This window comes from Pedobacter cryoconitis (assembly GCF_014207135.1).
Taxonomy (GTDB): Bacteria; Bacteroidota; Bacteroidia; order Sphingobacteriales; family Sphingobacteriaceae; genus Pedobacter; species Pedobacter cryoconitis_D.
The window spans coordinates 375,216-399,930 of the sequence record NZ_JACHCC010000006.1 but is presented as its reverse complement, the minus strand read 5'-3'; the positions used below and the strand labels follow the sequence as shown (position 1 = coordinate 399,930).

The window sequence follows — 24,715 nt, the reverse complement described above, 5'->3', positions numbered from 1 at the left end:
TTTCTTAAACGCAACGCCCCTAAACTATAAAATATGTTTTACAAAAGAGCGTCACCTATACGATTTATTTTATCAACAATTACGCCATACAACAGAGGAAGGATTTCGACTTTATCCTTATTTCACTAAACTTACTAAGTTTTGACACTAATAGCAATATTATTTAATTAGCCTTCGAAAAATAAAAACTACCCTAATAGTAGTTTAAATAACTATCTCTAAGATATCCATGCCATTTTCCTAATGAATTGTCCAGGAAATGTAATGATTATCATGCCATAAATCACCTGTCATTTTGTTAGTTAGACCTGCTTTAAAGCAACAAAATGGCAGTCTCTAGTTCGAATTTTCAATCCACTCCCCTATTTTACGCGCAATAGGCTTTAATACATCATATTCTGTTTTCCAGACCAGCCCGGTTTCATTGCTGACCGGGTTGATTGATCCGATAAATTTCGTTTCACAGAACACTCTGTACCCCGAACTATCAGCTACAGACAGGATTAATAATTTTCTTTTCTGTCCGCGGTATTCATCTTCATAGATGTATTGTTCCATATGCTGGCTTTAGTATATATTTAACGCGGTAAAGCTCTGAAAATTTCAGCAACCAACTCTATATATTTCCTTTTATTAAAAATACTGTCTGATGAACAAACCCCTGCCTGATCTTATCCTGAAAAACGTAGCCCGGCACATTACCATGAACCAAGAGGAAACTGCCTGTTTTGTTTCTTTTCTAAAACCATTAACCGTTCCCAAAAAAGAATTTATTCAGAAAGAAGGCCAGCTTTGCAGATATATCAACTTTGTTCATTCTGGTACACTCAGAGCTTACTACACAGACAAAACAGGCAGAGAGTCAACGATCATGTTTGCTGTGACCGACTGGTGGATAACCGACATGTTCTGCTTCATCAACCAGCAACCGGCCATGCTGACTATAGAAGCGGTTGAAGAGAGTTCTATCTTCCAGTTGCAAAAGAATGATATGGAAACCTTATACCTGAAGGTCCCAAAACTGGAAAGGTTTTTCAGGATAATTTTTCAAAATGCCTATGTACGCGAGCAGTTAAGGGTAATCCAGGGTTTATCGCTTTCGGCCGAGGAACGCTACGACATCTTTCTGGCTAAATATCCTCAGGTAGTCAGACAGGTTACCCAGAAGCAAATTGCTTCTTATTTAGGGATCACACCTGAGTTTCTGAGTATGATCCGCGGAAATAAGCGTAAAAAATGAATTTTGAATACGTTCTTAAACTACCTTATTTCTTTCCTGATTTTTCTTCCTTTGCTTTGTTAAAAAACCAAAAGATATGTTAATACTTATTGCAGGTCCGTACCGCAGCGGGACCAATGACGATCCTGAATTAATGAAACAGAATTTAAGCAGACTGGAAGCAGCGGCTTTACCTTTATTCAGACTAGGACATATCCCGATGATCGGGGAATGGGTTGCCTTGCCATTACTGCATCTTGCAGGTTCAACTCAGCCTGGCGACGAGGCTTATGAAGAAATTTTATATCCTGTCGCACATCGTTTACTTTTAAAGTGTGATGCTGTTCTCCGTCTGGAAGGTGCTTCAAAAGGCGCAGACGAAGATGTAAGGATTGCCAAAGAAAGAGGACTGAAAGTTTATTACAGTTTAGATGATGTGCCAAAAGCAGATTAGCCGTCATTTTTGTAACCTTTGACACTGAAGGGGACACCATTGTCCCCTTCTTTATACAGTAGACCTCCCGAAGTTACTTCGTTTAATCTTCCATTTTCTACCCTGATTTAAGAAACCATTTTTCAGGAACAGACAATATAGTTGTAGTTCTAGTTCTAGTTGGTTTCTCTTTTATGTTGATACGATGTTGAAGCGGGGTTGAACTGGGGTTGAAGTGCTTTAACCTAGTTCAACCCCTCTTCAATCCTACTTCAATCCCGTTAGAATAGAGATTAGAGACTAAACTTGGTTACAACTTGTTTAGTGTGTACCTATAAAAGCATCCATTTACAGATAAAGCATCTTATATCTGTCAAACCCCTTCTTTACTAACTTACCATTCTTATCTTTGTAGCCGCTGGCGATATCCGGATAAATTACCCTCCGTTATATCCCATTTAATTTTAATAGATACCAAAGTCCTATAACAGTATAAAACACAAAAACCATTTATGTCAGACGAAAAAATAATCTTTTCAATGGCGGGGGTAAATAAGATTTACCCCCCTCAGAAACAAGTATTAAAGAACATATACCTTTCATTTTTCTACGGTGCTAAAATTGGTGTAATTGGTTTAAACGGATCAGGTAAATCATCTGTTTTAAAAATCATTGCAGGAATTGACAAAGCATTTCAGGGTGAGGTTGTTTTTTCACCGGGTTATACTGTAGGTTATCTTGCCCAGGAGCCTGAACTGGATGAAAACAAAACTGTCCGTGAAGTAGTGGAAGAAGGAGTTTCCGAAATTACTGCTATTCTAAAAGAATACGAATCAATCAACGAGCAATTCGGTCTGCCCGAAGTTTATGAAGATGCAGATGCCATGGATAAACTGATGGCTAAACAAGGTGAACTTCAGGATAAAATTGATGCAGTAAACGCCTGGGAACTGGATAATAAACTGGAACGTGCTATGGACGCTTTACGCTGCCCTGATCCTGACACCAAAATCGGTGTATTATCGGGAGGTGAACGCCGTCGTGTAGCGATGTGCCGTCTGTTATTGCAGGAACCTGATGTTTTATTACTGGATGAGCCTACCAATCACCTTGATGCAGAAAGTATCGACTGGCTGGAGCAGTTCCTGAAAGACTATAAAGGAACTGTAATTGCAGTAACCCACGATAGATACTTCCTGGATAATGTAGCCGGATGGATTCTGGAGCTGGACCGTGGAGAAGGTATTCCATGGAAAGGAAACTACTCTTCATGGCTGGATCAGAAAGCCAAACGTCTGTCACAGGAAGAAAAAACTGAAAGTAAACGTCAGAAAACACTGGAGCGTGAGTTGGAATGGGTACGTATGGCCCCAAAAGCCAGACATGCTAAATCTAAAGCACGTTTATCCAACTATGATAAACTAGCCTCAGAGGATTCAAGAGAAAGAGAAGACAAACTGGAGTTATTTATTCCGGCTGGCCCAAGATTAGGTAATGTAGTGATCGAAGCCAACAATGTAACCAAATCATACGGCGACAAAATCTTATTTGAAAACTTGAGTTTCTCTCTGCCACCAGCAGGTATTGTAGGTATTATCGGGCCCAACGGAGCTGGTAAAACCACATTATTCCGCTTGATCACTGAACAGGAAACACCTGATGCAGGTACTTTCAGAGTTGGTGAAACTGTAGCACTGGGTTATGTCGATCAAATGCACAATGACCTTGATGGAGACAAAACAGTTTATGAAAACATCACTGGCGGACTGGATAATATTCAGTTAGGAAACAAAGTAGCCAACGGACGCGCCTATGTTTCAAAATTCAACTTCAATGGTGGAGATCAGCAGAAAAAAGTAGGTGTATTATCCGGTGGAGAACGAAATAGGGTACATCTTGCCATCACTTTGAAAAAAGGAGCAAATGTTTTATTACTGGATGAGCCTACCAATGATATTGACGTGAACACTTTACGCGCCTTAGAAGAAGCACTGGAGAACTTTGGTGGCTGTGCTGTAGTAATCAGTCACGACAGATGGTTCTTAGACCGTATCTGTACACATATCCTTGCTTTTGAAGGTAACTCACAGGTATACTTCTTTGAAGGTAACTACAGTGATTACGAAGAAAACCGCAAAAAACGTCTTGGAGACGTAACCCCACACAGAATCAAGTATAAAAAATTAAGCTAATCAAGTTTATTTATGCCCGAACTTCTGTAGACGGTAATTAAAACTCAAGAGGAAATATCTGGTAATTTGGTTGTACCTGCTATCGGTAATCGAATTATCAGATATACTTCTGACCAGGTTATTTCCCTGATTCAATAAATCATAAGCCTGCAAAGCAATCGTTCCCTGCCTGCTTTTAAACAAGGTCTTCTCTATTCCAAGATTAATCAGCAACGGGTTCGCCACGGCCAGTGAATAACCTGAGTTGATCTTTTTAGATACATCCGCATTCAAAGAAAGGCTTTTATTCAGAAAAGCACGGCCACTCAGGTTAAATTGCCAGGTTTCTATATTTCTTAACTGCATTTGTTCTATTGAATAGCGGTTACTGCTTAAGGTATAGGTCGCATAAGTTGACATTGTCAGTTTCCGCTGATTCATTCTAAACTTTAAGGTCTGTGAAAAATTGATATTCCTGTTTGTATTCAGGATACTATTCGCATAGGAAATCATATTTACATAATCAAGTGTTCCCCGCAGCTCTGCGCTAAATTTATTCTTTGCAAATGGCAACGCATAAGAATACATACTGCCTATTAAATATGCCCCCTTCGCATTCTCAAAATGAGTTTCCTGTTTCAGACTGTTTAGTGTATCCTTGATCAGCACAACATTACTCACAACCTGATCTTCTACAACCGATCCGTTCAGTGACAACTGTAGTGTAGATCCGTCTTTCTCATCTGTATGCTGGTAAGTCAGATTTCCGGAATGTGTGAAACTGGATCTCAGGTTAGGGTTACCAATAATAACATTTTGCAGGTTAGTGATATTAGGCACTGGCTGTAACTGATAAAACTCTGGGGCAGTACTATTTCCGCTATATACGAAAGCGACATTGTCCCAGTTCGACAAATTATAACTCAGATTGATGATAGGTGAAAGATTAAGTTCAAAGTTGTTTATTCTTTTATCATATCCATCATACTGTCCGATCAGCTGGCTGGGTTGGGCAGTTAACCCAAGACTGTAATTGAGCCGCTCGGACTGATAACGATAGTTTACTGCAAAACGCTGGAAAATAAAAGAAGTAGAATATCTGGAGCTTAATGAGTCTACAATATTGTTATTACCGGTATTGTTATTAGTCCTTGTATATAAACTGTTCCTGGTTTTAGAGAACGAGAAAAAGTAGGAGAAATCGATATTTCTTTTAACCAGCGAATCTTTATCTCCTTTTAAGGGTTCACTATATCTGAAATCTGCAGTGACCAGGTTCGTCCTGTTTTCGGTATCTACAAAACGGTTAATGAGAGAGTCTTTTACTACTTTATAGTTCTGGTTAATATCCGGCCTGCCATAATAAGTGATCAGGTTACCTAAATCATCCTTAACCTGATTGATTCCGCTGCTCAGCACCAATCCGGCGGACATACTTCTACCTGGTTTTTCCATACTCCTTGCCCAGACAAAATTACCATTCAGATTGGGAGTATTACTATTAGACTTACTGTTACTCGACAAATCCTGCTTAATCAACCCGGTCTGATTCGAAATAATATTCCCGTCCCTGTCCCTGATTGCTAATGTACCACCTAAAGAAGCCTGAAAATAGCTCTTATTGGCTATCGATTGTATATTAAAGTTAATCGTATGGTTATTTTCGTTTGAATTACTTTGTGATTCTAAACGATTGTAAATCGTTCCTTCAGGGTTGATAGTCTCAATTGAATTAAGCTGCCTGGACAAATTCTTATTATAGCTATAATTATAACCTGCACTGGCCGTAACACCATTGGATAATTTATCACGGTAATTAACCCCTGCCGTAGCAGTCGTATTGATACCTGCTTCATTATTAGTGTTGTTTGAACTGCTGCTCAACCCGATCTGCTTACTGCCATCCCAGATATTTCCATTTCCCTGAAGGCCATAACGCGAGTTAGTTCCCCCACTGGCCAGCACATTACCAAAGGTCCCCTTATTTTGTCCAGCTTTAGTAACCAGATTAAGCATTTTCTGAGGTTCTCCGGTTTTAATCCCCGTAAAATTAGCCTCATCGCCATAGTCATTAATAATTTCCAGTTTATCTACTACACTCGCCGGAAGCTGATTAATAAAATCTTTCACATTACTGGTAAAAAAGTCTTCGCCATTAACCCTCAGTTTCTGCAAAGGTTTACCCATTGTAGTTGCATTACCATGTTCGTCTACTTCTACCCCTGGCAACTGCCTCAGCAGGTCTTCCACCCTGTCATTTTCTGAGATCTGATAAAATGACGCGTTGTACTCGATAGTATCCTTTTTCAGCCTGATGGGTTTATCCCTCCCATTAATAACCACCTCATTTAACAGATTGGATTCCAGGTCCAGTACTATCGGTTCAAGAGACATCGTCTGCTGATTTGCCTTATATTGAAAAGTGCGGGTATAAGGTTTAAAGCCCACACTCATAATCAGCAGGGATATACGATCGGATTTAATGCCTGAAAATGAAAACTTTCCGTGAGAATTGGTGACCGAAGTCAGCGTGTCTTTATCAGCAATGATAAAAACATCCGCTCCTGGTACTACGTCTTTTAAAGAATCGATTACACTCCCGTTCAGCCTTCGCTGGACCTGAACCTGGGCATCAGCAGCTGCAGAACAAAGAAATAAAAAGACATGGAATAAAACTATGCATTTTAAATGACCCAAATTTCCAGGAAATTTTAAAAATCTAATCATTCGTCATGCAATCCTTTAGGCCGTTTTCAAAAATGCAATCCTTTTAAGCAGGAAGTTAATATTGCCTTCCTTTCACAAGTATAAGTGTTTATCCGGGCAAATTAATCCGTTTTCAAAAAATACGGGCTAATTTCCGGGATTCTGAGAGACTGGCCGGTTAACCAATACCCGGAGGAGTCAGTTTCTCTACTCTCGGTCCTCTTTTAAAAATAACTAATCCATTCAGGAAATTACGCAGGATCTGATCACCGCATGGTTTAAAATTCGGATGGTCTTCACTTCTGAAGAATGATCCCAATTCGCTTTTTGTCACCTTAAAATTTACCAGTTCAAGGATTTTAATAATATCTTCATTATTCAACTCGAGCGCTACGCGGAGTTTTTTTAAAATGTCATTGTTACTCATAATTACATCGCTACTTCTATCTTAACTTTCTTATTTTTTATTTTCTCGTTGGCCAGAGCCGAAAGCACTTTAGGAACCATATTACGCTTCACAGCAACATATGAACTTTGATCCTTCACTTCAATGAGTCCGACATCATCCTTTTCCAGACCGCCCTTTTTAAGCAGCAGACCTACGATATCTATTTTATTTACCTTATCCTTTTTACCCGCTGCAATATATAAGGTCTGCCACTGGCTGTCCTTTGGCAACTGATAATTTCCTTTCAGTTTCTCTACCTCGATATCCCCTTTCAGAAAAGGATATTTATCCTCTTCAGTCATCATTAAATAAGCTGTCCCTTTAGCATTCATCCGTGCTGTACGGCCATTTCTATGTAAGAAAGCATCTTCTGTGTAAGGTAACTGGTAATGAATAATATATTCAACCTCAGGAATATCCAGTCCTCTTGAAGCCAGGTCGGTAGTGATTAAGATTTTAATACTTCCATTTCTGAATTTTAGCAGCGCACGCTCCCTTTCGTCCTGCTCCATACCTCCATGAAAAATGTCATGCGCCAGGTCTTTATCGATCAGCAGATCACTGATCCGGTCAACGGTTTCCCTGTGGTTACAAAAGATAAGGGTTGTTTTATTTCCGATTTTGCAGATCAGTTCGAATAAAGTATCCAGTTTATCCTCTGCTGTTGTCATAATTTTTTTTAGCTTCAGGTCTGGTGCAACTTTTACATCCTTCAGGAAATTCACCTCTACGGAAGATTTCAGACCAGTAAATTCAGGAATAGCTTCCATCTGCGTAGCAGAAGTAAGCATTCTCTGCTTTAAAGAAAGCAGGTTACCTATGATATAGGACATATCTTCCTGAAAACCGAATTCAAGTGCCTTGTCAAATTCATCCAGTACCAGCGTGGTAATCGATGATTCATCAAAATTCTCTTTTCTCAGATGGTAGGCAATTCGTCCTGGTGTGCCAATTAACACCGCAGGAGGTTGTTCAAAATTATTTCTTTCAGTTTTCACTGGGTGACCGCCATAACAACAGTTCACTTTAAAACCAGTCCCCATTTGTCTGAATACCTGTTCAATCTGTAAAGCCAGCTCTCTTGAAGGGACTAATACCAAGGCCTGCACACCCTTTACAGCAGCATCAAGGTTTTTTAAAACGGGCAATAAAAAGCCAAGAGTTTTACCTGAACCTGTTGGCGCAAGCAAAACCAGATCCTTCCCTTTTGCTGTAGCGGCAATTGCTGCCTGCTGCATTTCATTCAAAGAAGTGATTTTTAAATTACCCAATACCTTTTCTACCATCATGCAGCAAAGATAACGGAATTAAGCTAAGAGCCTGTTTAAATTTAGATGATAAAATTGTTTACAGACTCTAAGAATGGAGTAAAACAGGATTGACTAGTATTTTAAGAATTTTTTTCTGATTTTATTCATCCGCAGCTGCGCATTCTTTTCCAGCTTCATCAGCATCTGACCCCGCTTTGTCATCCAGGAAGTGACTTTATTATTCGCCTTTTGAATAGGAGAGTATATTTTTTCCTCCAGAATATCAAGATATTTAGCATTAGACCTGCTTTGCTGAAGTAAATAGAATTCATTCATCAGTTCTGTATTCATCTCTAATTTTTTTAATGAGGATTGATTCGGGTTAATTAATTGATTTAACGACCGGTAACATCAAATATTACTGCCACCGCCCAGAATAAATGTAACAATAAATTACATCATATTCTCCAAAATTCCGGGCAAAATTAATGCACAATTACCAGCTATTAAATACGCATTGAGACAACAAATGGGCTGGAATTTTGTTCTAATAGTATAAAAAATCACATTTAATGGAGAGACATACCTATCAGACAGGAATAATTGGGAACTGTGCCTTTCTAGCGCACATCAACAAAAACACTAATATAGACTGGTTATGCTGGCCAAGATTTGACAGTTCTTTCGTTTTCGGCGGACTCCTTGATCAGGAAAAGGGTGGAGAGTTTTCTATCCTTCCTCAGGGAGCTTATAAATCAAACCAGTATTACCTGGAAAATACCAACATCCTTTGTACCGAAATCAGTAATGAGGAAGGGAAATACAGGATTACCGATTTTGCACCAAGATTTCACCAGTACGAACGTTACTATAAACCATTAATGCTGATCCGGAAGATCGAACCTCTTGAAGGAAATCCCCGGATTAAAGTAACCTGTAATCCGGTCTATGATTATGGTGAAGGAAAACAACTGGGATCAAGAGGAAGTAATCATATCCAGTTTACCGGAACCGGGCAAGATATGCAGTTAAGCACAAACATTTCTATTTCTTACATTGAGGATCAGAAATATTTTGCACTCAATGATACAAAATACCTGATCCTGACCTATGGTCATGATTTAGATGCACCAATCGAAAGTACTGCAGAACGTTTCCTTACTGAAACCAAAAAGTACTGGAGAACATGGATCAAACATTCAACTATCGCCGGTTTTCACCAGTCTCTGGTTATCCGTTCTGCATTAGTACTGAAAATCCATCAGTACGAAGATACCGGAGCCATTATTGCAGCCAGTACAACCAGCCTGCCCGAGTCTCCGGGAAGTACCCGTAACTGGGATTATCGCTATTGCTGGATGAGAGATACCTATTATGTGATCACTTCACTGAATCACATTGGTCATTTTGAAGAAATGGAAAAGTACTTTAACTATATCACGGACATTTCTTTCAGGGACGACAAACGTTATCAGCCACTTTTTGGGATTGCCGGGGAAAGAGTACTCACTGAACGTATCCTGACTAACCTGAAAGGTTATATGGGCAACCAGCCTGTACGGGTAGGCAACCAGGCTTATGAACACATTCAAAACGACATCTACGGCCAGGTACTGATCTCGATGCTCCCATTATATACAGACAACCGCTTTATTTTCGATGAACGTAAAGATTCGGTCCTATGGCTTGATTATCTGCTGACCAAAATTGAAAATACGATTGATGAAAAGGACGCTGGTATATGGGAATTCAGAAATCAGGCCAATATGCACTGTTATACTAACCTGTTCCAGTGGGCAGGTGCAGGTGCGGCCCTGAAAATGGCCAGAACTATAGGAAACAAAGCGTTTGAAGAAAGGGCAAGCCAGCTGATGAGCAGAGCAGCAGTACACATCGAAGCTTGCTATGACCCTGAAAGGAAAGTATATAATCATGCGGTAGGCAGTGCACACCTCGATGCCAGCACTTTACAGCTTATCCTGATGAATTACCTTGATCCTGATTCGCAGAGAGCAAAAGATCACCTGATTGCATTAGAGCAGGAACTCAAAGGTGCTAACGGACTCTTCTACCGTTACCGCCATACTGATGATTTCGGCAAACCTCAGACTACCTTCCTGATCTGCGCTTTCTGGTACGTCGAAGCACTGGCTATTGTAGGCAGGACCGACGATGCAATAAGGGAGTTTGAATTATTGATTGGATATGGTAATCATCTGGATCTTTTTGCAGAAGATGTAGATGAAAATGATGGCAGTCAATGGGGAAATTTCCCACAGGCTTACAGTCATGTCGGTTTAATGAATGCAGCACACCGGATTGCCATTAAACTGGACAGACCTGTTTTTTTATAACAGGTCTGTTTTTTGAATCTTATTCTGAGGAATTCCGCGTGGTTTCTGCAAGCATTTTCAGGAACTCGCGGACTTCTTCAAAATTTCGCAGATAATACCTTGCGGCCGAGATATTACTTCCTACTTTTATTGTATAGGCTTTGGGATCAAGCGCTTTAAAGATATCTTCGTCTGTATGGTCATCACCAAAGGCAATTATAAAATCGGGATGACTTCCATATAACCAGGCTAAAGTTGCCTTTCCTTTATTAACTTCGATATTTTTGAATTCAATTACCTTATTACCCGGCATCATCTGCAAACCTTTATCAGTAACTGCACTTTTCAGGTGATTGAAGATCTCGTTTGCCCTGAGTTCACCCAATCCTTCTTCTGTCTTACGGTAATGCCAGACGAGTGAATAACTTTTATCTTCTGTGAATGAGCCTGGCGTACGATCAGTATAAGTATCGAGTACTGTTCTGACTTCCTGCTTCCAGCGATCTGTCAATAAAGGCAGAGAATTCCAGCCTTGCCCGTAATGTTTCTGCCAGGCGCCATGTTCTGCAATTAAGTCCAGTTGCAGATGTCCAAACCACTCCTCTAATGTTTCATGTCTGCGCCCACTGACAATCACAACTTTATTAGCAGGATCAGTTGATAGTTGCCGGAGAATAGTATAGATCTCCTCATCTGGTGATGCTTTATCTATATCTCCCTGAAAACCAACAAGCGTACCATCATAATCCAGAAAAATATATCTGTCTCCGGCTTTTTCATAATCCAGTCTGATCTGCTCCCTTACGGCTTTTACCGCGTATTTTGTTAACAATGATTCCTGCATTTGTTTTACCTCGGTTAACTTGTCCATAAAATTCCTGACCCAATGATGTATATTAAACTTCTTCACGATATCCCGCATCCCTGACATTCTCATTTTCTGCTCTTCGACAGGCATATTGATCGCCTGTACAATTGCCCTCATGACCTCACCTATGTTATTAGGGTTCACAATCAGTGCATCGTTCAGTTCTTTAGAAGCGCCGGCCATCTCACTTAAAATCAGTACTCCTGTATTATCCGCCCTGCTGGCTACATATTCTTTACTGACCAGGTTCATTCCATCCCGCATTGGCGTAACCAGGCAGATATCGGCTGTGCTATATAAAGCAGAGAGGAATTCTACAGGAAAAGAGCGGTAAAAATAATGTACAGGTAACCAGCTCAGCGTTCTGAAACGGGCATTGATATTCCCGACCAACTGATCGACCTGGTCCCTTAGTTCTTTATATCTGGGTACAGTATCTCTTGAAGGTACCACGATCATATATAAAGACAATTTGTCTGTATATTCCGGATAGGTTTGCAGCAATAACTCATAAGCCAGCAAACGCTGTAAGATACCTTTACTGTAATCCAGTCTGTCGATAGTTAGAATAAGCTTGCAACCAGGCATAGTTTCCTGAAGAGAGCTGATGTGTTCTGCTACCACTGCATCATCCGTCAGCTGCTCAAACCTGGCCGCATCTATCCCCATAGGAAAAGATTCAACAACAACCTGTCTGTCTTTATAAGTGATTACATTATCTGAAACCTTTGCCAGAGAAAGACGGGAAGCTGCATTTAAAAAATGTCTGACATCATCGAAGGTATGAAACCCAATCAGATCTGCACCGAACATCCCCGAGAGCAGTTCTTCACGCCAGGGAATAATACGAAAGATCTCATATGACGGAAAAGGGATATGCTGAAAAAATCCTATAGTTACTTTAGGTTTGGTGGCACGGATCAGTTCAGGTAATAATAAAAGCTGATAGTCCTGTATCCAGATGGTATCCCCTTCTTCAAGATATGCATTAACAACAGTTCTGAATTTATGATTTACGCACTGGTAAGAATCCCAGTAAACCTGTTCGAAATTGGCGTAAGTGACCATATAATGAAATACCGGCCACAGGACTTCATTAGAGAAACCTTCATAATAAAGATTGATTTCATCAGCAGTCAGGAATACCGGGATCAGGTTTAATTCGGCCAGCTGCCTGGAGACTTCTTCCTGTCTTTCTTCGGGGATTTCAAGGCCGGGCCATCCGACCCAGATATTATTCCCCTTTTTATAAACCGACCCCAAACCGGTTGCCAGCCCTCCTTCACTTGGGCTCAGCAAATACTCCCCATCCTGTTCTACTATTTTTACGGGTAACCTGTTCGATATTATAATTGTTTTATTGACCATGTTCTGAATAATGAACAAGGCATCTTACATATTGTTTGAATTTTTACCTTTTAAAGAAACACAGATTTATTAACACAAATAGTCCTGTTCAAGTAAAAATGTTGACAACCTCCTGATTGTTAGCAAATAAACAATAAAAATTTAACGTATCTTTAACATAATCATTCTAATTTTAGGAAACCTGAATACGGGTTGTTATGCTAACACCAATAACGTATGATGTGGAAAAAATTCAATGGCGAAGTGATACACTCGCCGATCTTGGAAGAAGTAGAAAAAGCTATTATCAGGGAAACTGAAAAAGGCTATCATCTTAAAGTATGCGTTGGTACCGACTCGCAGGTAAAAGGAGCTACTACAGATTTTGCAACAGTGATTGTTTTACTGAGAGAACAGCATGGAGGTTTCATGTATATCCATCAGGAAAAAACCACGCAGAAAATGAGCATTAAAGAAAGAATGCTTATTGAAGTCCAAAAATCTATAGAAACTGCTTATGCGGTATGTGATCTGCTGGACTTGTATGATGTGGATCTGGAAGTTCATGCGGACATCAATACCAATCCGATGTTCAAGTCGAACAAAGCACTGAACGAGGCTATGGGATACATTTTAAGCATGGGGTTTATTTTCAAAGCTAAACCAGAGGCTTTTGCCAGCTCAACCTGTGCAGATAAAATGGTTCATTAGCCAGGCAGGTTTACCAGCTTCGGGTAGAAACAGGACGATCGGGTTCGTGAAAAGGTTTGGCCTTTTGCGATGCAGACAAGTATTCTTTGAACTCAGCGGCCAGGGCAGCCGATTGTCTTCCCGTCTCATTTACGCAGGAAGACCATTCCCCAGAATTTAATTTACCCGGATTGGTTTCTAAAGCTATACCCCGGGTAGTTGAAGGAACAAAATTACCATAGCGGTCACGCTGATAGGGGATAAACAGAAAATCTGTCAGCCAGAATCTGTATTTCCCTTTTTTGGTTTCAAATAACCAGTTATACCGGATTTCTCCCGAAGGATGTGTTAATACAAATGCTGTTTTACTGATAATCAATTTACCCGTTCCCTTCAGCAACCCATCCACAGATTGCTTTACATCCAGTTTTTTTAAGCTAAAAAAAGTAACCGCCCTATTCATCAGCGAATCGCCAGGGGCCCGGTTTTCTACTACTTCATAATGAATATATTTTCCCTGCTCATCTTTTTGCAGCCCCTGTTCTGTTTTCAGGCTTTGAGATTTCAGCTTAAACGATGTAATCAGCAGAACCAACAATACACCGGCCCATCTGAACCGGTGTATTGTAAGAATTATACTCCATTTAAAAAGCATACACTGCTGCTAACGAAAACTGTGAAGCATTTTTTGTCGGATCAAGATTATGATCAACAAATCTGGCAGTCGAACCATTGTCAAACCTTACTTCGGGGATGAATGTCAGCCCACCTGCTTTTAAATTTCCGGATAAGGTTACTGAAGTTACCGATGAACCTTTCAGATCGGGCACGTCTTTAATTTTAAAGTACTCTCCTCTCAGGCCGAGCGCAAAATTTGGAGTAAATGAATTTTGCAGATATAGTGCCGCCCCACTGTGTCCGCCACCATGATTTGCTACGGTATAATCAGCCGCATTCAGACCTATTTTGATTTTATTGCTAAGCTGATAAAAAGTGGTCAGGTCATAAATTGAACCTGTACCCACCGCCCCTGCAGCCCTTCCACTGAGTACATTTAAATAAGCTGTCCACCCATCTACAGGAACCAAGGTAAGCTGTGCGCCAAAATGAGTTACCCCATTTACATCTTTATAAACATTCCAGTCATTAAACAACCCCACCATCAATGCGATCTTTGGCGAAAAAACATAATTAGCCCGGATACCTGCATTCTGAAAGGGCCCGTTCGTAAACAAATAAGAAGTCGAATAATTAAAATTACCCGTAGGCACAATGACTTCATACCCGATAAATGTACTCATATACCCTGCTGTAACAGACAGCTTTCCTGTAAAAGCATAAGACATATACAGATTCTGAATATGAAATGAATTATCCCCGTTAAGTGCTTCTCCAGTGGGCAATGATCCCGACTGTCCTCTCGGCCCAAAAGACAACTCCCCTACAAAAGACGCTTTACCAGTGGTTTTCTTTAAAGCCAGATCAATCATTCCTATAGACACCGAATTCTGATCATTTGCAAAACTTGTCCCGATATTCGGCTTTCCCGAAAAATCGTATTTATAATAAACATCGGCCGCTCCCGAAATCTGCAATGGTGTAGAGGATGTGGTTTCCTGAGCATAAGTGGCCGCGCTCATGGTGAGCGCAGACAGTGTAAAAAAAGATTTAATCTTCATATCGGTTAGCTTGGTTGAGGTTGCGGATGATAGAAACCAGGTCAGCTCAATGGAGAATGCTCCATTTCGACACCTGTAGAAGCGACAATCAGTGTTCCCTGAGAATACTTCTCGTTATGCTGGCTGGCATCAAGGCCTTCTTCTTCCTCTTCAGAGCTTACCCGGATTGGCTGGATCACATTAATCAGTTTGAAAATCACAAAGGATACTACAAAACTAAATACCGCTACAATAAGTACTCCTTTCACCTGCGTGAAAAAGAAACTTGCATTCCCATAAAATAACCCGTCAGCACCTGCCGGATTGACTGTTTTGGTTGCAAAAACACCGGTCAGCAACATACCTACTATACCGCCCACACCATGGCAGGGAAACACATCCAGCGTATCGTCCAGATTAGTTTTGGATTTCCACATCACGGCCAGGTTAGAAATAATCGCAGCTGCAACACCGATAAAAATACTGTGTGGAATAGCGACAAAGCCAGCACCCGGAGTAATCGCAACCAGACCCACTACAGCACCGATGCAAAAACCCAGTACAGATGGTTTCTTTCCTCTCAACACATCAAAAAACATCCAGGAAAGACCAGCAGCACCCGCAGCGATATTAGTTGTGGCAAAGGCCGATACCGCCAGACTGTTTGCACCTAGTGCCGAACCTGCATTAAAGCCAAACCAGCCAAACCACAAAAGACCTGTACCAATTAATACGTAAGGGATATTTGCCGGAGGTATCTCCTGATGATCCTGATGTACCCTTCTTCTTTTAAGGACGAGGGCGCCTGCCAGTGCAGCCATACCTGCAGAAATATGCACTACTGTACCACCGGCAAAGTCAAGTACCCCCATTTTAAACAGGATACCATCCGGGTGCCAGGTCCAGTGAGCCAGCGGAGAATAGACGAATATGGCAAAAAGAACAATAAACAGGATATAAGAAGTAAAACGGATACGTTCAGCAACAGCACCTACAACCAGCCCAGGTGTAATGATGGCAAACATGAGCTGAAATAAAGCAAAAAGGGTCAGCGGAATAGTTGGCGCAAGACTCCAGGCCGGACCAGAATTTACGCCCTGAAAAAACAGAAAAGTTAATGGGTTCCCGATCAGCCCGTGTATACTTTCACCAAATGCCAGACTGAAACCTACAGTCACCCACAATACACTGATCACCCCTGCAGAAACAATGCTTTTTATCATCGTGGAAATCACGTTTTTCCGGTGAACCATGCCCCCGTAAAAGAAAGCCAGACCTGGAGTCATTAAGAAAACCAGTGCAGTTGCCACTAAAATCCACGCAATATCTGCCGCATTATACTTTCCAGCACTAAAATCAGCATGTAAAGGAACAAAAAGAGCTGCGATCGCCACAATTGCAAGAACTACAAAGGGAATAACCTGTTTAAACAGAACTTTATTCATAAATATTATATTTTTATTGGTTAATTAGTTGATTTATTATGTAATTAACATAAAAATATCAATAAAATTCAACAATTAACATTTACTAACCAATAAAAATCAAAAACAAACCACAAAACAACACTAACAAACAACAAAAACACATCATAAAAATTCATTTTTAGAATTTTAACACAAAACAAGAGGTACTTATTTAAAATAACTTCAAAAAATCACACAAAAATATATGATAATTACTTTTATTCTGTTTTCAGTGAAAAAACTCAAAACAACGTACCTACTTTCTGTGTTAATTTGAAGATTTCTATCTTTGCCCTCCAATTATGAAAGCTTTTCACCTTAAATTCTCTCAGAATCTGCCGGTCAGTCTTGATAAAGCATGGGAATTCTTCTCTTCTCCAATGAATCTGGCTAAGATTACTCCTCCTGAGATGGCTTTTACAGTAACTTCTCCTTTACAACAAACAGAAAAGATGTATCCCGGAATGATTATCACTTATAAAGTATCACCGATAGCAGGGATTAAACTAAACTGGATGACAGAGATCACCCAGGTGGAGGAGCATAAATATTTTATTGACGAGCAGAGGTTCGGCCCTTATAAATTCTGGCACCACCAGCATCACTTCAAAGCAATAGAAGGTGGGGTTGAAATGACTGATATACTAACGTATGGTTTACCGATGGGGATCTTTGGAACTATGGCAAACAGCCTGTTCATTGCCACTAAACTGCAACACATTTTTGATTTCAGAAAACAGAAAACAATAGCCTTATTCGGAGATTATACCGCAGCAGCAACAGGCACATAAGCAGAACCCTGTATGACTCCTCTTTTTTCAATTTCCCGGTCTATGTAAGTCTGAATAGACGATTTATTTAATCCCCAGTTAGGCGCGATCAATAAATCCCAGTCTGAAATACCGAATAACCGTTGAATAACTACATCAGGTCTCAGTAATGGAATCAGTTTACATAACAGATCGGTATATTCTTCAAGCGTAAACAGCTTAAATGGTTCTTTTTTGTATTTAACCCCCATGATTGAGCCTTCCACAATGTGAAGGTGATGGAATTTAACAAATTTAATCTGTGGAAACCTGTTGATTTCATGGATATATCCAAGCATCATTTCTTCTGTTTCCCATGGAAAACCAAAGATAGTATGCACACAAAGATCAAGTTTACTGTTTTCCAGCAGTTTTACAGCCTCTACAAATTCCCCGTGACTGCATCCTCTGTTAATCTGGTTTAAGGTTTCATCATAAATAGATTCCATCCCCATTTCCAGATCCACATCAAAACGGTCTGCATAACTTTCCAGCAGCGCTACTTTTTCTGCATCGATACAATCCGGGCGGGTACCTACAGAAAAACCAACTACATCTTCTGGATTAATTGATAAAGCCTCATCGTACATCATCTTTAAATAATGTACAGGCGCATAAGTGTTGGTATTCGGCTGGAAATAAACGATAAATTTATCCGCCTTATAAAAACCCTTACCACGTTCCATTCCCTGCTCCAGCTGTTCTCTGATCGTAGGTAATTTCCTGGAAAGTTCAGGGGTAAAAGAATCTACATTACAATAGGTACATCCCCCATAACCTTTACTGCCATCCCGGTTAGGACAGGTAAACCCGCCATCAACAATTACTTTGAACACACGTTGTCCTTTGTACTTTTCTTTAAGGTGAGTACCGTAATTGTTATAACCTTTTATGCCTGAATCTAATGGAGTTCCCAATTGCTTTTTCTTTTTTCTGCAAAAATACAGCTTTATTTCATAACAACAGACATCCGAAAGTAATTCCCTCCTCTTTCGGTCCTAATGGCTGTTTAAATATTATATTTTATTGGATCATCAGCAGAAATTCAATACCTTAATCCTCTAATAGACAGAGTCCTTAAAATTAAACATCACAGCTATGAAACGTCTGCGGACCTTATTTATCGCATTAACTTTAATCATGACCGGCTCCGGTATCGCTAATGCACAAGTTGTAAAAGCTACAGATCCTGCATTACAAAAGATTATAGATACCTTTTTTAAAAAATATGAAAGCTCTCCCGGCGATGCTGTCGATTATATTTTTGGCACGAACAAATCATTAAGAGCATCCAATCTGCAGCAGATAAATACTTTAAAGGAGAAACTAACCGCTACCACCTCAGTGATCGGTGCCTTTAACGGAGCAGAACGGATAATGAGTAAAAAAGCGACTTCCAGCTTCATTTTTTTTAGCTATCTCGCTAAACATGAGAATGAACCCCTCCGGTTTACATTTATCTTTTACAAACCAAAGGATGAGTGGGAGCTTTACAGATTTAAATTTGATGACAGCGTCGATGCTGAACTGGAAGAAGCAGGTAAATTAAACCTGATCAAATAATTTTATGCGCTACGCTGATTAAGCGTAGCGCATAAATTCAATATTACAGAGAAACCTCTTTAGGTTTAGAAAGATAATACACTGGTATACCAGCCAGCATAATCAATACTCCCCAACCACAGGTACTGAATTTTGTGATCAGCAGCGCGACACAAATAGCTGTTGCTACGATGATATAAACAAAAGGTAATACCGGATAACCAAAAGCCTTATAAGGACGAACAGTATCCGGCTGTTTCTTTCTCAGGATAAAAATCCCGAAGATCGTCAGGATATAAAAAATAACCACGATGATCATTACATAATCCAGCAGATCACCATATTTCCCAGTCAGACATAAGAAAGAAGCCCAGATACACTGGAACCACAAAGCCCAACCCGGTACACTTGACTTATTCAGTTCGGCAGCCTTCTTAAAGAAAAGACCATCTTTAGCCATCGTATAATAAACCCTGGCCCCTGCCATAATCAATCCGTTATTACATGCAAAAGTGGAAATCATGATCATCACAGCAATAGTGGTAGTACCTATATCTCCAAAAATATATTGAGCAGCTACTACAGCTACCCTGTCAGATTTGGCAAAAGCAATTTCATTCAATGGCATGACAGAGATATACATCAGGTTAGCCAGAATATAAATTACACTGACAATGAAAGTGCCCAAAAACAGGCTTAATCCTACGTTTCGTTCAGGCTTTTTAATCTCACCTGCAATAAAGGTTACCCCTACCCAGGCATCACTCGAAAATAGAGAACCTACCATCGCCGCAGCAATTCCCGAAAGCAGGGCTGTACCACCAATGGATACCCATGAACCACTGTGTGCATCAAAAGCTCTCGTACTCCAGGCATCTGCCCAGTTGGCATTCCATACCTTGGTACTTGCAGCGAAGAAAAATCCACCCGCCACTAAACCCAGTAAAGAGAAAATTTTAATAATAGTCAGAAATGTCTGCAGCATTTTACCATCCTTCACTCCCCTGCTATTGATATAAGTAAGCAGAATAATGGTTACAATAGAAACCAGTTGCGCTGCATTCAGGTGAAAAGAACCTACAGTGAATAAGATATTGGCATCACTTAAAGGCTCATAGAGGTAAGCCGCAAATTTAGAGAAAGCCACTCCTACCGCAGCAATAGTACCCGTCTGGATGACAGCAAAGAAACTCCATCCATATAAAAATGCAATCAGTTTATTATAGGCTTCCTTCAGGTAAACATACTGTCCACCTGCTTTTGGAAACATTGCACTGAGTTCTCCGTAACTAACCGCGGCAATTACGGTTACCAGGCCGGTCAGCACCCAGATCAGAATTAGCCAGCCAGCTGATCCGACCTGCCTTGCAATATCAGCACTTACAATAAATATACCTGAGCCGATCATGGAGCCCACGACGAGCATGGTTCCATCTAATAACCCCAGCTCTCTTTTGAAGGAGGTATCCTGAATTTCTTTGTTCATTTTTTTGGTTGGTTGATTGGTTGATTCTATGTCCTGCAAAGGACGGTTTAAGGTTTGCTAATATATTTAAATTATCAAAATATTAGCACCCTAAGAGCTGGTTTAAATTTAGATGCTCAAATTGTTTATAGCATATTTTTATGCGAAACGAGAATTATTTATTTCTGGTAGCCTTCCTACCTGAAATGAATAAGACGATGTTGCACTAAAAAGAAGCATAAACAAATGAGCAGATGAATTTTAAACCGGCTCTAAAATACTCAGCTACAAAATTTTGCACAGTGGCAGCCAAACACGATTAATTTGGCAATGTCAGAAACTCTCTTTATTTTGTATAACGGCCGGACATGCCTTTAACCCTGAAACCAAATTTAAACTACATATGATTTTTTTACAGCACAATTTAATTTACTTCATCCCCTTATTTGGCCTCATCGGGATCCTCGTCATGGCCTTCCAGAGTGCCTGGGTAACCCGGCAGGAAGCAGGAGACAAAAACATGTCTGAACTGGCAGGTTACATAGCAGATGGCGCTATGGCCTTCCTGAAAGCAGAGTGGAAAGTTCTCAGTTATTTCGTCATTATTGCTGGTATATTACTGGCCTGGTCCGGTACCCTTTCGGGCAGTCCGGAAAGCCCCATCCACTCCAGTCCTATAATTGCCGTAGCCTTTTTAATAGGTGCTGTATTTTCTGCATTCGCAGGATACTTAGGAATGCGTATTGCTACCAAAGCCAATGTAAGAACCACACAGGCGGCAAGAACAAGTTTAGCACAGGCTTTAAAAGTTTCATTCAGAGGCGGAACGGTAATGGGCTTTGGCGTTGCCGGATTAGCCATTCTGGGCCTGGGAGGGTTATTTATTATTCTCTACCAGACTTTTGTTCATCCTGGATCGGCAGGCTCTTCAGCAGAATTAAAGAAAACAATTGAAGTGCTGGCAGGCTTCTCACTGGGTGCAGAAAGTATCGCTCTTTTTGCCAGGGTTGGCGGAGGTATCTATACCAAAGCAGCCGATGTTGGAGCCGATCTGGTTGGAAAAGTAGAAGCGGGTATTCCGGAAGACGATGTACGTAATCCGGCAACTATTGCCGATAACGTTGGAGATAATGTCGGAGACGTAGCAGGGATGGGAGCAGATTTATTTGGCTCTTATGTAGCTACAATCCTTGCGACAATGGTATTGGGACAGGAAATCGTCTCTGTCGATCAGTTTGGCGGAATGGCACCAGTACTCCTGCCGATGCTGATTGCCGGTTTAGGTTTAATCTTTTCTATTGTTGCTTCCCTGTTTGTAAAAATAAATAAAGAGACTGATAGTGTACAGGCTGCCCTGAATATGGGCAACTGGTTGTCTATTGTATTAACAGCTATCGCTTCTTTCTTTGCGGTCAAGTGGTTATTACCACCGGTCATGTCTATCCGCGGATTTGAGTTCACTTCTATGTCTGTTTTCTATGCGATATTAGTCGGACTGCTGGTAGGTACACTGATGAGTCTGATCACAGAATATTATACGGCCATGGGTAACCGTCCGGTAAACTCCATCATTCAGCAATCTTCTACCGGCCATGCGACAAATATTATTGGTGGTCTTTCTGTAGGTATGGAATCTACTGTACTGCCTATTCTGGTACTTGCTGCCGGGATATATACCTCTTATTCTTTTGCCGGATTTTATGGAGTAGCTATCGCTGCCGCCGGTATGATGGCCACAACAGCCATGCAGCTGGCTATTGATGCTTTCGGGCCAATTGCAGATAATGCAGGTGGTATTGCCGAAATGAGCGGGCTGCCTAAAGAAGTAAGGGAAAGAACAGATATGCTGGATGCAGTAGGAAATACTACAGCTGCTACAGGAAAAGGCTTTGCAATTGCTTCAGCTGCATTAACCTCACTGGCTTTGTTTGCTGCATTCGCAGGAATCTCAGGAATCACTTCTATAGATATCTATAAAGCGAACGTACTTGCAGGATTATTTGTAGGCGGGATGATTCCGTTTATCTTCTCCTCTCTTTGTATTGCCGCGGTCGGCAGGGCAGCGATGGCGATGGTCCAGGAAGTGAGAAGACAATTCAGGGATATCCCCGGAATTATGGAATACAAAGCTAAACCTGAATATGAAAAATGTGTCGCTATTTCAACTGAGGCCTCTATCCGCGAAATGATGCTTCCGGGAGCTATCGCTTTGATTGTACCACTGATTGTCGGATTTACTTTTGGCCCTGAAGTACTGGGGGGCCTGCTGGCTGGTGTGACCGTATCGGGTGTATTGATGGGGATCTTCCAGTCCAATGCTGGTGGTGCCTGGGATAATGCCAAAAAATCATTCGAAAAAGGCGTAATGGTAGCCGGAAAAATGGAGTATAAAGGATCAGATCCACACAAAGCTTCCGTAACGGGAGATACTGTTGGAGATCCGTTTAAAGATACCTCCGGTCCTTCTATGAACATCCTGATCAAACTGATGTCCATTGTTTCACTGATTATCGCTCCTCATATTGCTGTAGGCATCAGCACTGCTGCCGGAACAACTGGCAATACAGAAATCAGAAAAGAAATTCAGATCAAAAAATCCACTGATTCCAGAGGAAAGATCAAAATTGACACTGTTAAAAACATAACAGACACCGTCATCAAACCTTAACCGAACCATATATTATTCTGAATAAAAGGGATTTCCAGCGAAAATCCCTTTTATTTTTAAATATATTTTAATTAGGTTTGGAATTGAACTTACCCTAAAACAAAACACTTTAACCACTAAACTAAACATGTTATTTAAAAAATCTATTCCACAACTGTTAGCTGAGGCAAATGAAAGCGGCGAAGGTACCTTAAAACGGACCCTGACCAGCTTTAACCTGATCGCCCTGGGTGTTGGTGCTATTATTGGTGCGGGATTATTCTCTCTTACCGGTATAGCAGCGGCTGATAATGCCGGCCCCGCGGTTATCCTTTCCTTCATTATCGCTGCAGTTGGTTGTGGTTTCGCAGGACTTTGCTATGCTGAGTTTGCTTCTATGATTCCTGTTGCCGGAAGCGCCTACACTTACTCTTATGCCACTATGGGAGAGTTTATGGCCTGGATCATCGGCTGGGATTTAGTCCTGGAATACGCACTTGGATCGGCCACAGTAGCCTCCAGCTGGTCTCAGTATTTCTCGCAGTTCCTTCTCGAATTTGGTATTACCTTCCCCGCAAACCTCTTACATGGCCCATGGGAAGGCGGAATTGTAAACATCCCGGCAATCGTTATTGTCTGTCTGTTATCATTACTTTTAATGAAAGGCACCAAAGATTCTTCTACAGTAAATAACATCCTGGTTATTGTTAAAGTATCAGTTGTACTGATATTTATTGCTTTAGGCTGGAGCTTTATCAACCACGCCAACCATCACCCTTTCATCCCGCCTAATCCAGGTGAAGAAGCTGTAAAAGCAGGAACTAAAGGTTTCTTTGAGTTTTTTGCCAGTGATGATTTCGGACATTTCGGTATCAGTGGTATTCTACGCGGTGCAGGTGTTGTTTTCTTTGCATTTATTGGTTTTGATGCCGTAAGTACAGCAGCTCAGGAAGCTAAGAACCCACAAAAAGGTATGCCTATTGGTATTATCGGTTCATTGGTAGTCTGTACTTTATTATATGTATTGTTCTCTTATGTGATGACAGGTCTGGAAAACTACACCAAATTTGCTGGTGATGCCAAACCGGTAGCTACGGCTTTCGCTCAGACAGGCTATACCTTCCTGAACCGCTTTTTAATGATTGCTATTCTTGCAGGTTATACCTCAGTAATCCTGGTGCTGTTATTAGGACAGAGCCGTGTATTCTATAGTATGAGTAAAGATGGTTTATTGCCAAAAATGTTCTCTGACCTTCACCCTAAAAACCAGACACCATGGAAAACTAACCTGATGTTTATGCTTTTCGTAAGTCTTTTTGCGGGATTCGTACCGGTTTCAGATTTAGGCCACATGGTGAGTATCGGTACATTGTTCGCCTTCTCACTGGTTTGTATCGGTGTATTGATTTTAAGAAAAACAGATCCTCAGCTGGAAAGACCATTCCGCACCCCATGGGTACCTTTAGTTCCAATATTGGGTATTATCGTTTGCGTGCTGATGATGGCTTCCTTACCACTGGTTAGCTGGGAACGTCTGGCAATCTGGATGGGACTTGGAATAATCATTTACTACGCTTACAGTAAAAAGCATAGTAAGATCAGAAATGAACACAAGGCAGGTCTTAACGCATAGTCCTGCTACAAAATGAATTAAAAAAAAGAA

The 24,715-nt window shown here is 40.8% G+C and carries 20 protein-coding genes; 9 read left to right on the top strand and 11 right to left on the bottom strand.

The window, feature by feature from the left end; translation table 11 throughout:
* Nucleotides 1-336: 336 nt before the first annotated feature.
* Nucleotides 337-558: a hypothetical protein gene (locus HDF25_RS13535; RefSeq protein WP_184625526.1), complete on the bottom strand. Its 222-nt coding sequence runs from the start codon at nucleotides 556-558 to the stop codon at nucleotides 337-339.
* Between the two features lie 91 nt (nucleotides 559-649).
* Between HDF25_RS13535 and HDF25_RS13530 the strand changes: the two genes are divergently transcribed.
* From HDF25_RS13530 to ettA, 3 genes are all read left to right on the top strand, one after another.
* Nucleotides 650-1,240, top strand: a complete 591-nt coding sequence (locus HDF25_RS13530) for a Crp/Fnr family transcriptional regulator (RefSeq protein WP_184625524.1) — start codon at nucleotides 650-652, stop codon at nucleotides 1,238-1,240.
* 76 nt (nucleotides 1,241-1,316) lie between these two features.
* A complete protein-coding gene (locus tag HDF25_RS13525; protein ID WP_184625522.1) occupies nucleotides 1,317-1,673 on the top strand; it encodes a DUF4406 domain-containing protein in 357 nt (118 codons plus the stop codon).
* A gap of 491 nt (nucleotides 1,674-2,164) precedes the next feature.
* Complete coding sequence (ettA, locus tag HDF25_RS13520; protein ID WP_184625520.1) at nucleotides 2,165-3,844, top strand: energy-dependent translational throttle protein EttA; 1,680 nt, start codon at nucleotides 2,165-2,167, stop codon at nucleotides 3,842-3,844.
* Nucleotides 3,845-3,850: 6 nt separating this feature from the next.
* Here ettA and HDF25_RS13515 read toward each other — a convergent pair whose 3' ends face one another.
* The 4 genes from HDF25_RS13515 to HDF25_RS13500 all read right to left on the bottom strand — a co-directional run bounded on the left by HDF25_RS13515 (nucleotide 3,851) and on the right by HDF25_RS13500 (nucleotide 8,578).
* On the bottom strand, nucleotides 3,851-6,550 hold the full coding sequence (locus tag HDF25_RS13515; protein ID WP_184625518.1) for an outer membrane beta-barrel protein: 2,700 nt from the start codon (nucleotides 6,548-6,550) through the stop codon (nucleotides 3,851-3,853).
* A 157-nt stretch (nucleotides 6,551-6,707) separates the two neighbouring features.
* On the bottom strand, nucleotides 6,708-6,956 hold the full coding sequence (locus tag HDF25_RS13510; RefSeq protein WP_184625516.1) for a DUF1456 family protein: 249 nt from the start codon (nucleotides 6,954-6,956) through the stop codon (nucleotides 6,708-6,710).
* A gap of 2 nt (nucleotides 6,957-6,958) precedes the next feature.
* Entirely contained in the window at nucleotides 6,959-8,266 is a 1,308-nt protein-coding gene (locus tag HDF25_RS13505) for a DEAD/DEAH box helicase (RefSeq protein ID WP_184625514.1), read from the bottom strand.
* A 93-nt stretch (nucleotides 8,267-8,359) separates the two neighbouring features.
* On the bottom strand, nucleotides 8,360-8,578 hold the full coding sequence (locus tag HDF25_RS13500) for a hypothetical protein (protein ID WP_184625512.1): 219 nt from the start codon (nucleotides 8,576-8,578) through the stop codon (nucleotides 8,360-8,362).
* Nucleotides 8,579-8,799: 221 nt separating this feature from the next.
* Here HDF25_RS13500 and HDF25_RS13495 point away from each other — a divergent pair, with 221 nt between their 5' ends.
* Entirely contained in the window at nucleotides 8,800-10,581 is a 1,782-nt protein-coding gene (locus HDF25_RS13495) for a glycoside hydrolase family 15 protein (RefSeq protein ID WP_184625510.1), read from the top strand.
* Between the two features lie 19 nt (nucleotides 10,582-10,600).
* On the opposite strand, the gene HDF25_RS13490 is transcribed toward HDF25_RS13495, so the two are convergent.
* Nucleotides 10,601-12,796 carry a bifunctional alpha,alpha-trehalose-phosphate synthase (UDP-forming)/trehalose-phosphatase gene (locus HDF25_RS13490; RefSeq protein ID WP_184625508.1) on the bottom strand — a complete coding sequence of 732 codons (2,196 nt, stop codon included), beginning with the start codon at nucleotides 12,794-12,796 and terminating at the stop codon, nucleotides 10,601-10,603.
* Nucleotides 12,797-13,012: 216 nt separating this feature from the next.
* Here HDF25_RS13490 and HDF25_RS13485 point away from each other — a divergent pair, with 216 nt between their 5' ends.
* A complete protein-coding gene (locus tag HDF25_RS13485) occupies nucleotides 13,013-13,486 on the top strand; it encodes a ribonuclease H-like YkuK family protein (RefSeq protein ID WP_184625505.1) in 474 nt (157 codons plus the stop codon).
* Between the two features lie 10 nt (nucleotides 13,487-13,496).
* On the opposite strand, the gene HDF25_RS13480 is transcribed toward HDF25_RS13485, so the two are convergent.
* From HDF25_RS13480 to HDF25_RS13470, 3 genes are read right to left on the bottom strand one after another with little or no spacing between them, the layout of a single operon-like run.
* Entirely contained in the window at nucleotides 13,497-14,120 is a 624-nt protein-coding gene (locus HDF25_RS13480; RefSeq protein ID WP_184625503.1) for a hypothetical protein, read from the bottom strand.
* The gene (locus HDF25_RS13475) at nucleotides 14,110-15,144 is read right to left on the bottom strand and encodes an outer membrane beta-barrel protein (protein WP_184625501.1); all 1,035 of its coding nucleotides are present in this window, start codon (nucleotides 15,142-15,144) and stop codon (nucleotides 14,110-14,112) included. Before HDF25_RS13475 ends, HDF25_RS13480 begins: the two co-directional genes overlap by 11 nt.
* Nucleotides 15,145-15,185: 41 nt before the next feature.
* Nucleotides 15,186-16,568, bottom strand: a complete 1,383-nt coding sequence (locus HDF25_RS13470) for an ammonium transporter (RefSeq protein ID WP_184625499.1) — start codon at nucleotides 16,566-16,568, stop codon at nucleotides 15,186-15,188.
* Nucleotides 16,569-16,891: 323 nt separating this feature from the next.
* Here HDF25_RS13470 and HDF25_RS13465 point away from each other — a divergent pair, with 323 nt between their 5' ends.
* Entirely contained in the window at nucleotides 16,892-17,380 is a 489-nt protein-coding gene (locus tag HDF25_RS13465; protein ID WP_184625497.1) for an SRPBCC family protein, read from the top strand.
* On the opposite strand, the gene HDF25_RS13460 is transcribed toward HDF25_RS13465, so the two are convergent.
* On the bottom strand, nucleotides 17,353-18,315 hold the full coding sequence (locus tag HDF25_RS13460; RefSeq protein WP_184625495.1) for a TIGR01212 family radical SAM protein: 963 nt from the start codon (nucleotides 18,313-18,315) through the stop codon (nucleotides 17,353-17,355). The genes HDF25_RS13465 and HDF25_RS13460 overlap by 28 nt on opposite strands.
* Nucleotides 18,316-18,496: 181 nt before the next feature.
* Here HDF25_RS13460 and HDF25_RS13455 point away from each other — a divergent pair, with 181 nt between their 5' ends.
* Nucleotides 18,497-18,961 (top strand): hypothetical protein, encoded by a 465-nt coding sequence (locus HDF25_RS13455; RefSeq protein WP_184625494.1) that lies wholly within the window; start codon nucleotides 18,497-18,499, stop codon nucleotides 18,959-18,961.
* 43 nt (nucleotides 18,962-19,004) lie between these two features.
* On the opposite strand, the gene HDF25_RS13450 is transcribed toward HDF25_RS13455, so the two are convergent.
* On the bottom strand, nucleotides 19,005-20,426 hold the full coding sequence (locus HDF25_RS13450) for an APC family permease (protein WP_184625492.1): 1,422 nt from the start codon (nucleotides 20,424-20,426) through the stop codon (nucleotides 19,005-19,007).
* A gap of 382 nt (nucleotides 20,427-20,808) precedes the next feature.
* Between HDF25_RS13450 and HDF25_RS13445 the strand changes: the two genes are divergently transcribed.
* On the top strand, nucleotides 20,809-23,073 hold the full coding sequence (locus HDF25_RS13445) for a sodium-translocating pyrophosphatase (protein ID WP_184625489.1): 2,265 nt from the start codon (nucleotides 20,809-20,811) through the stop codon (nucleotides 23,071-23,073).
* A gap of 127 nt (nucleotides 23,074-23,200) precedes the next feature.
* Nucleotides 23,201-24,685: an amino acid permease gene (locus HDF25_RS13440; RefSeq protein ID WP_184625487.1), complete on the top strand. Its 1,485-nt coding sequence runs from the start codon at nucleotides 23,201-23,203 to the stop codon at nucleotides 24,683-24,685.
* Nucleotides 24,686-24,715 lie beyond the last annotated feature (30 nt).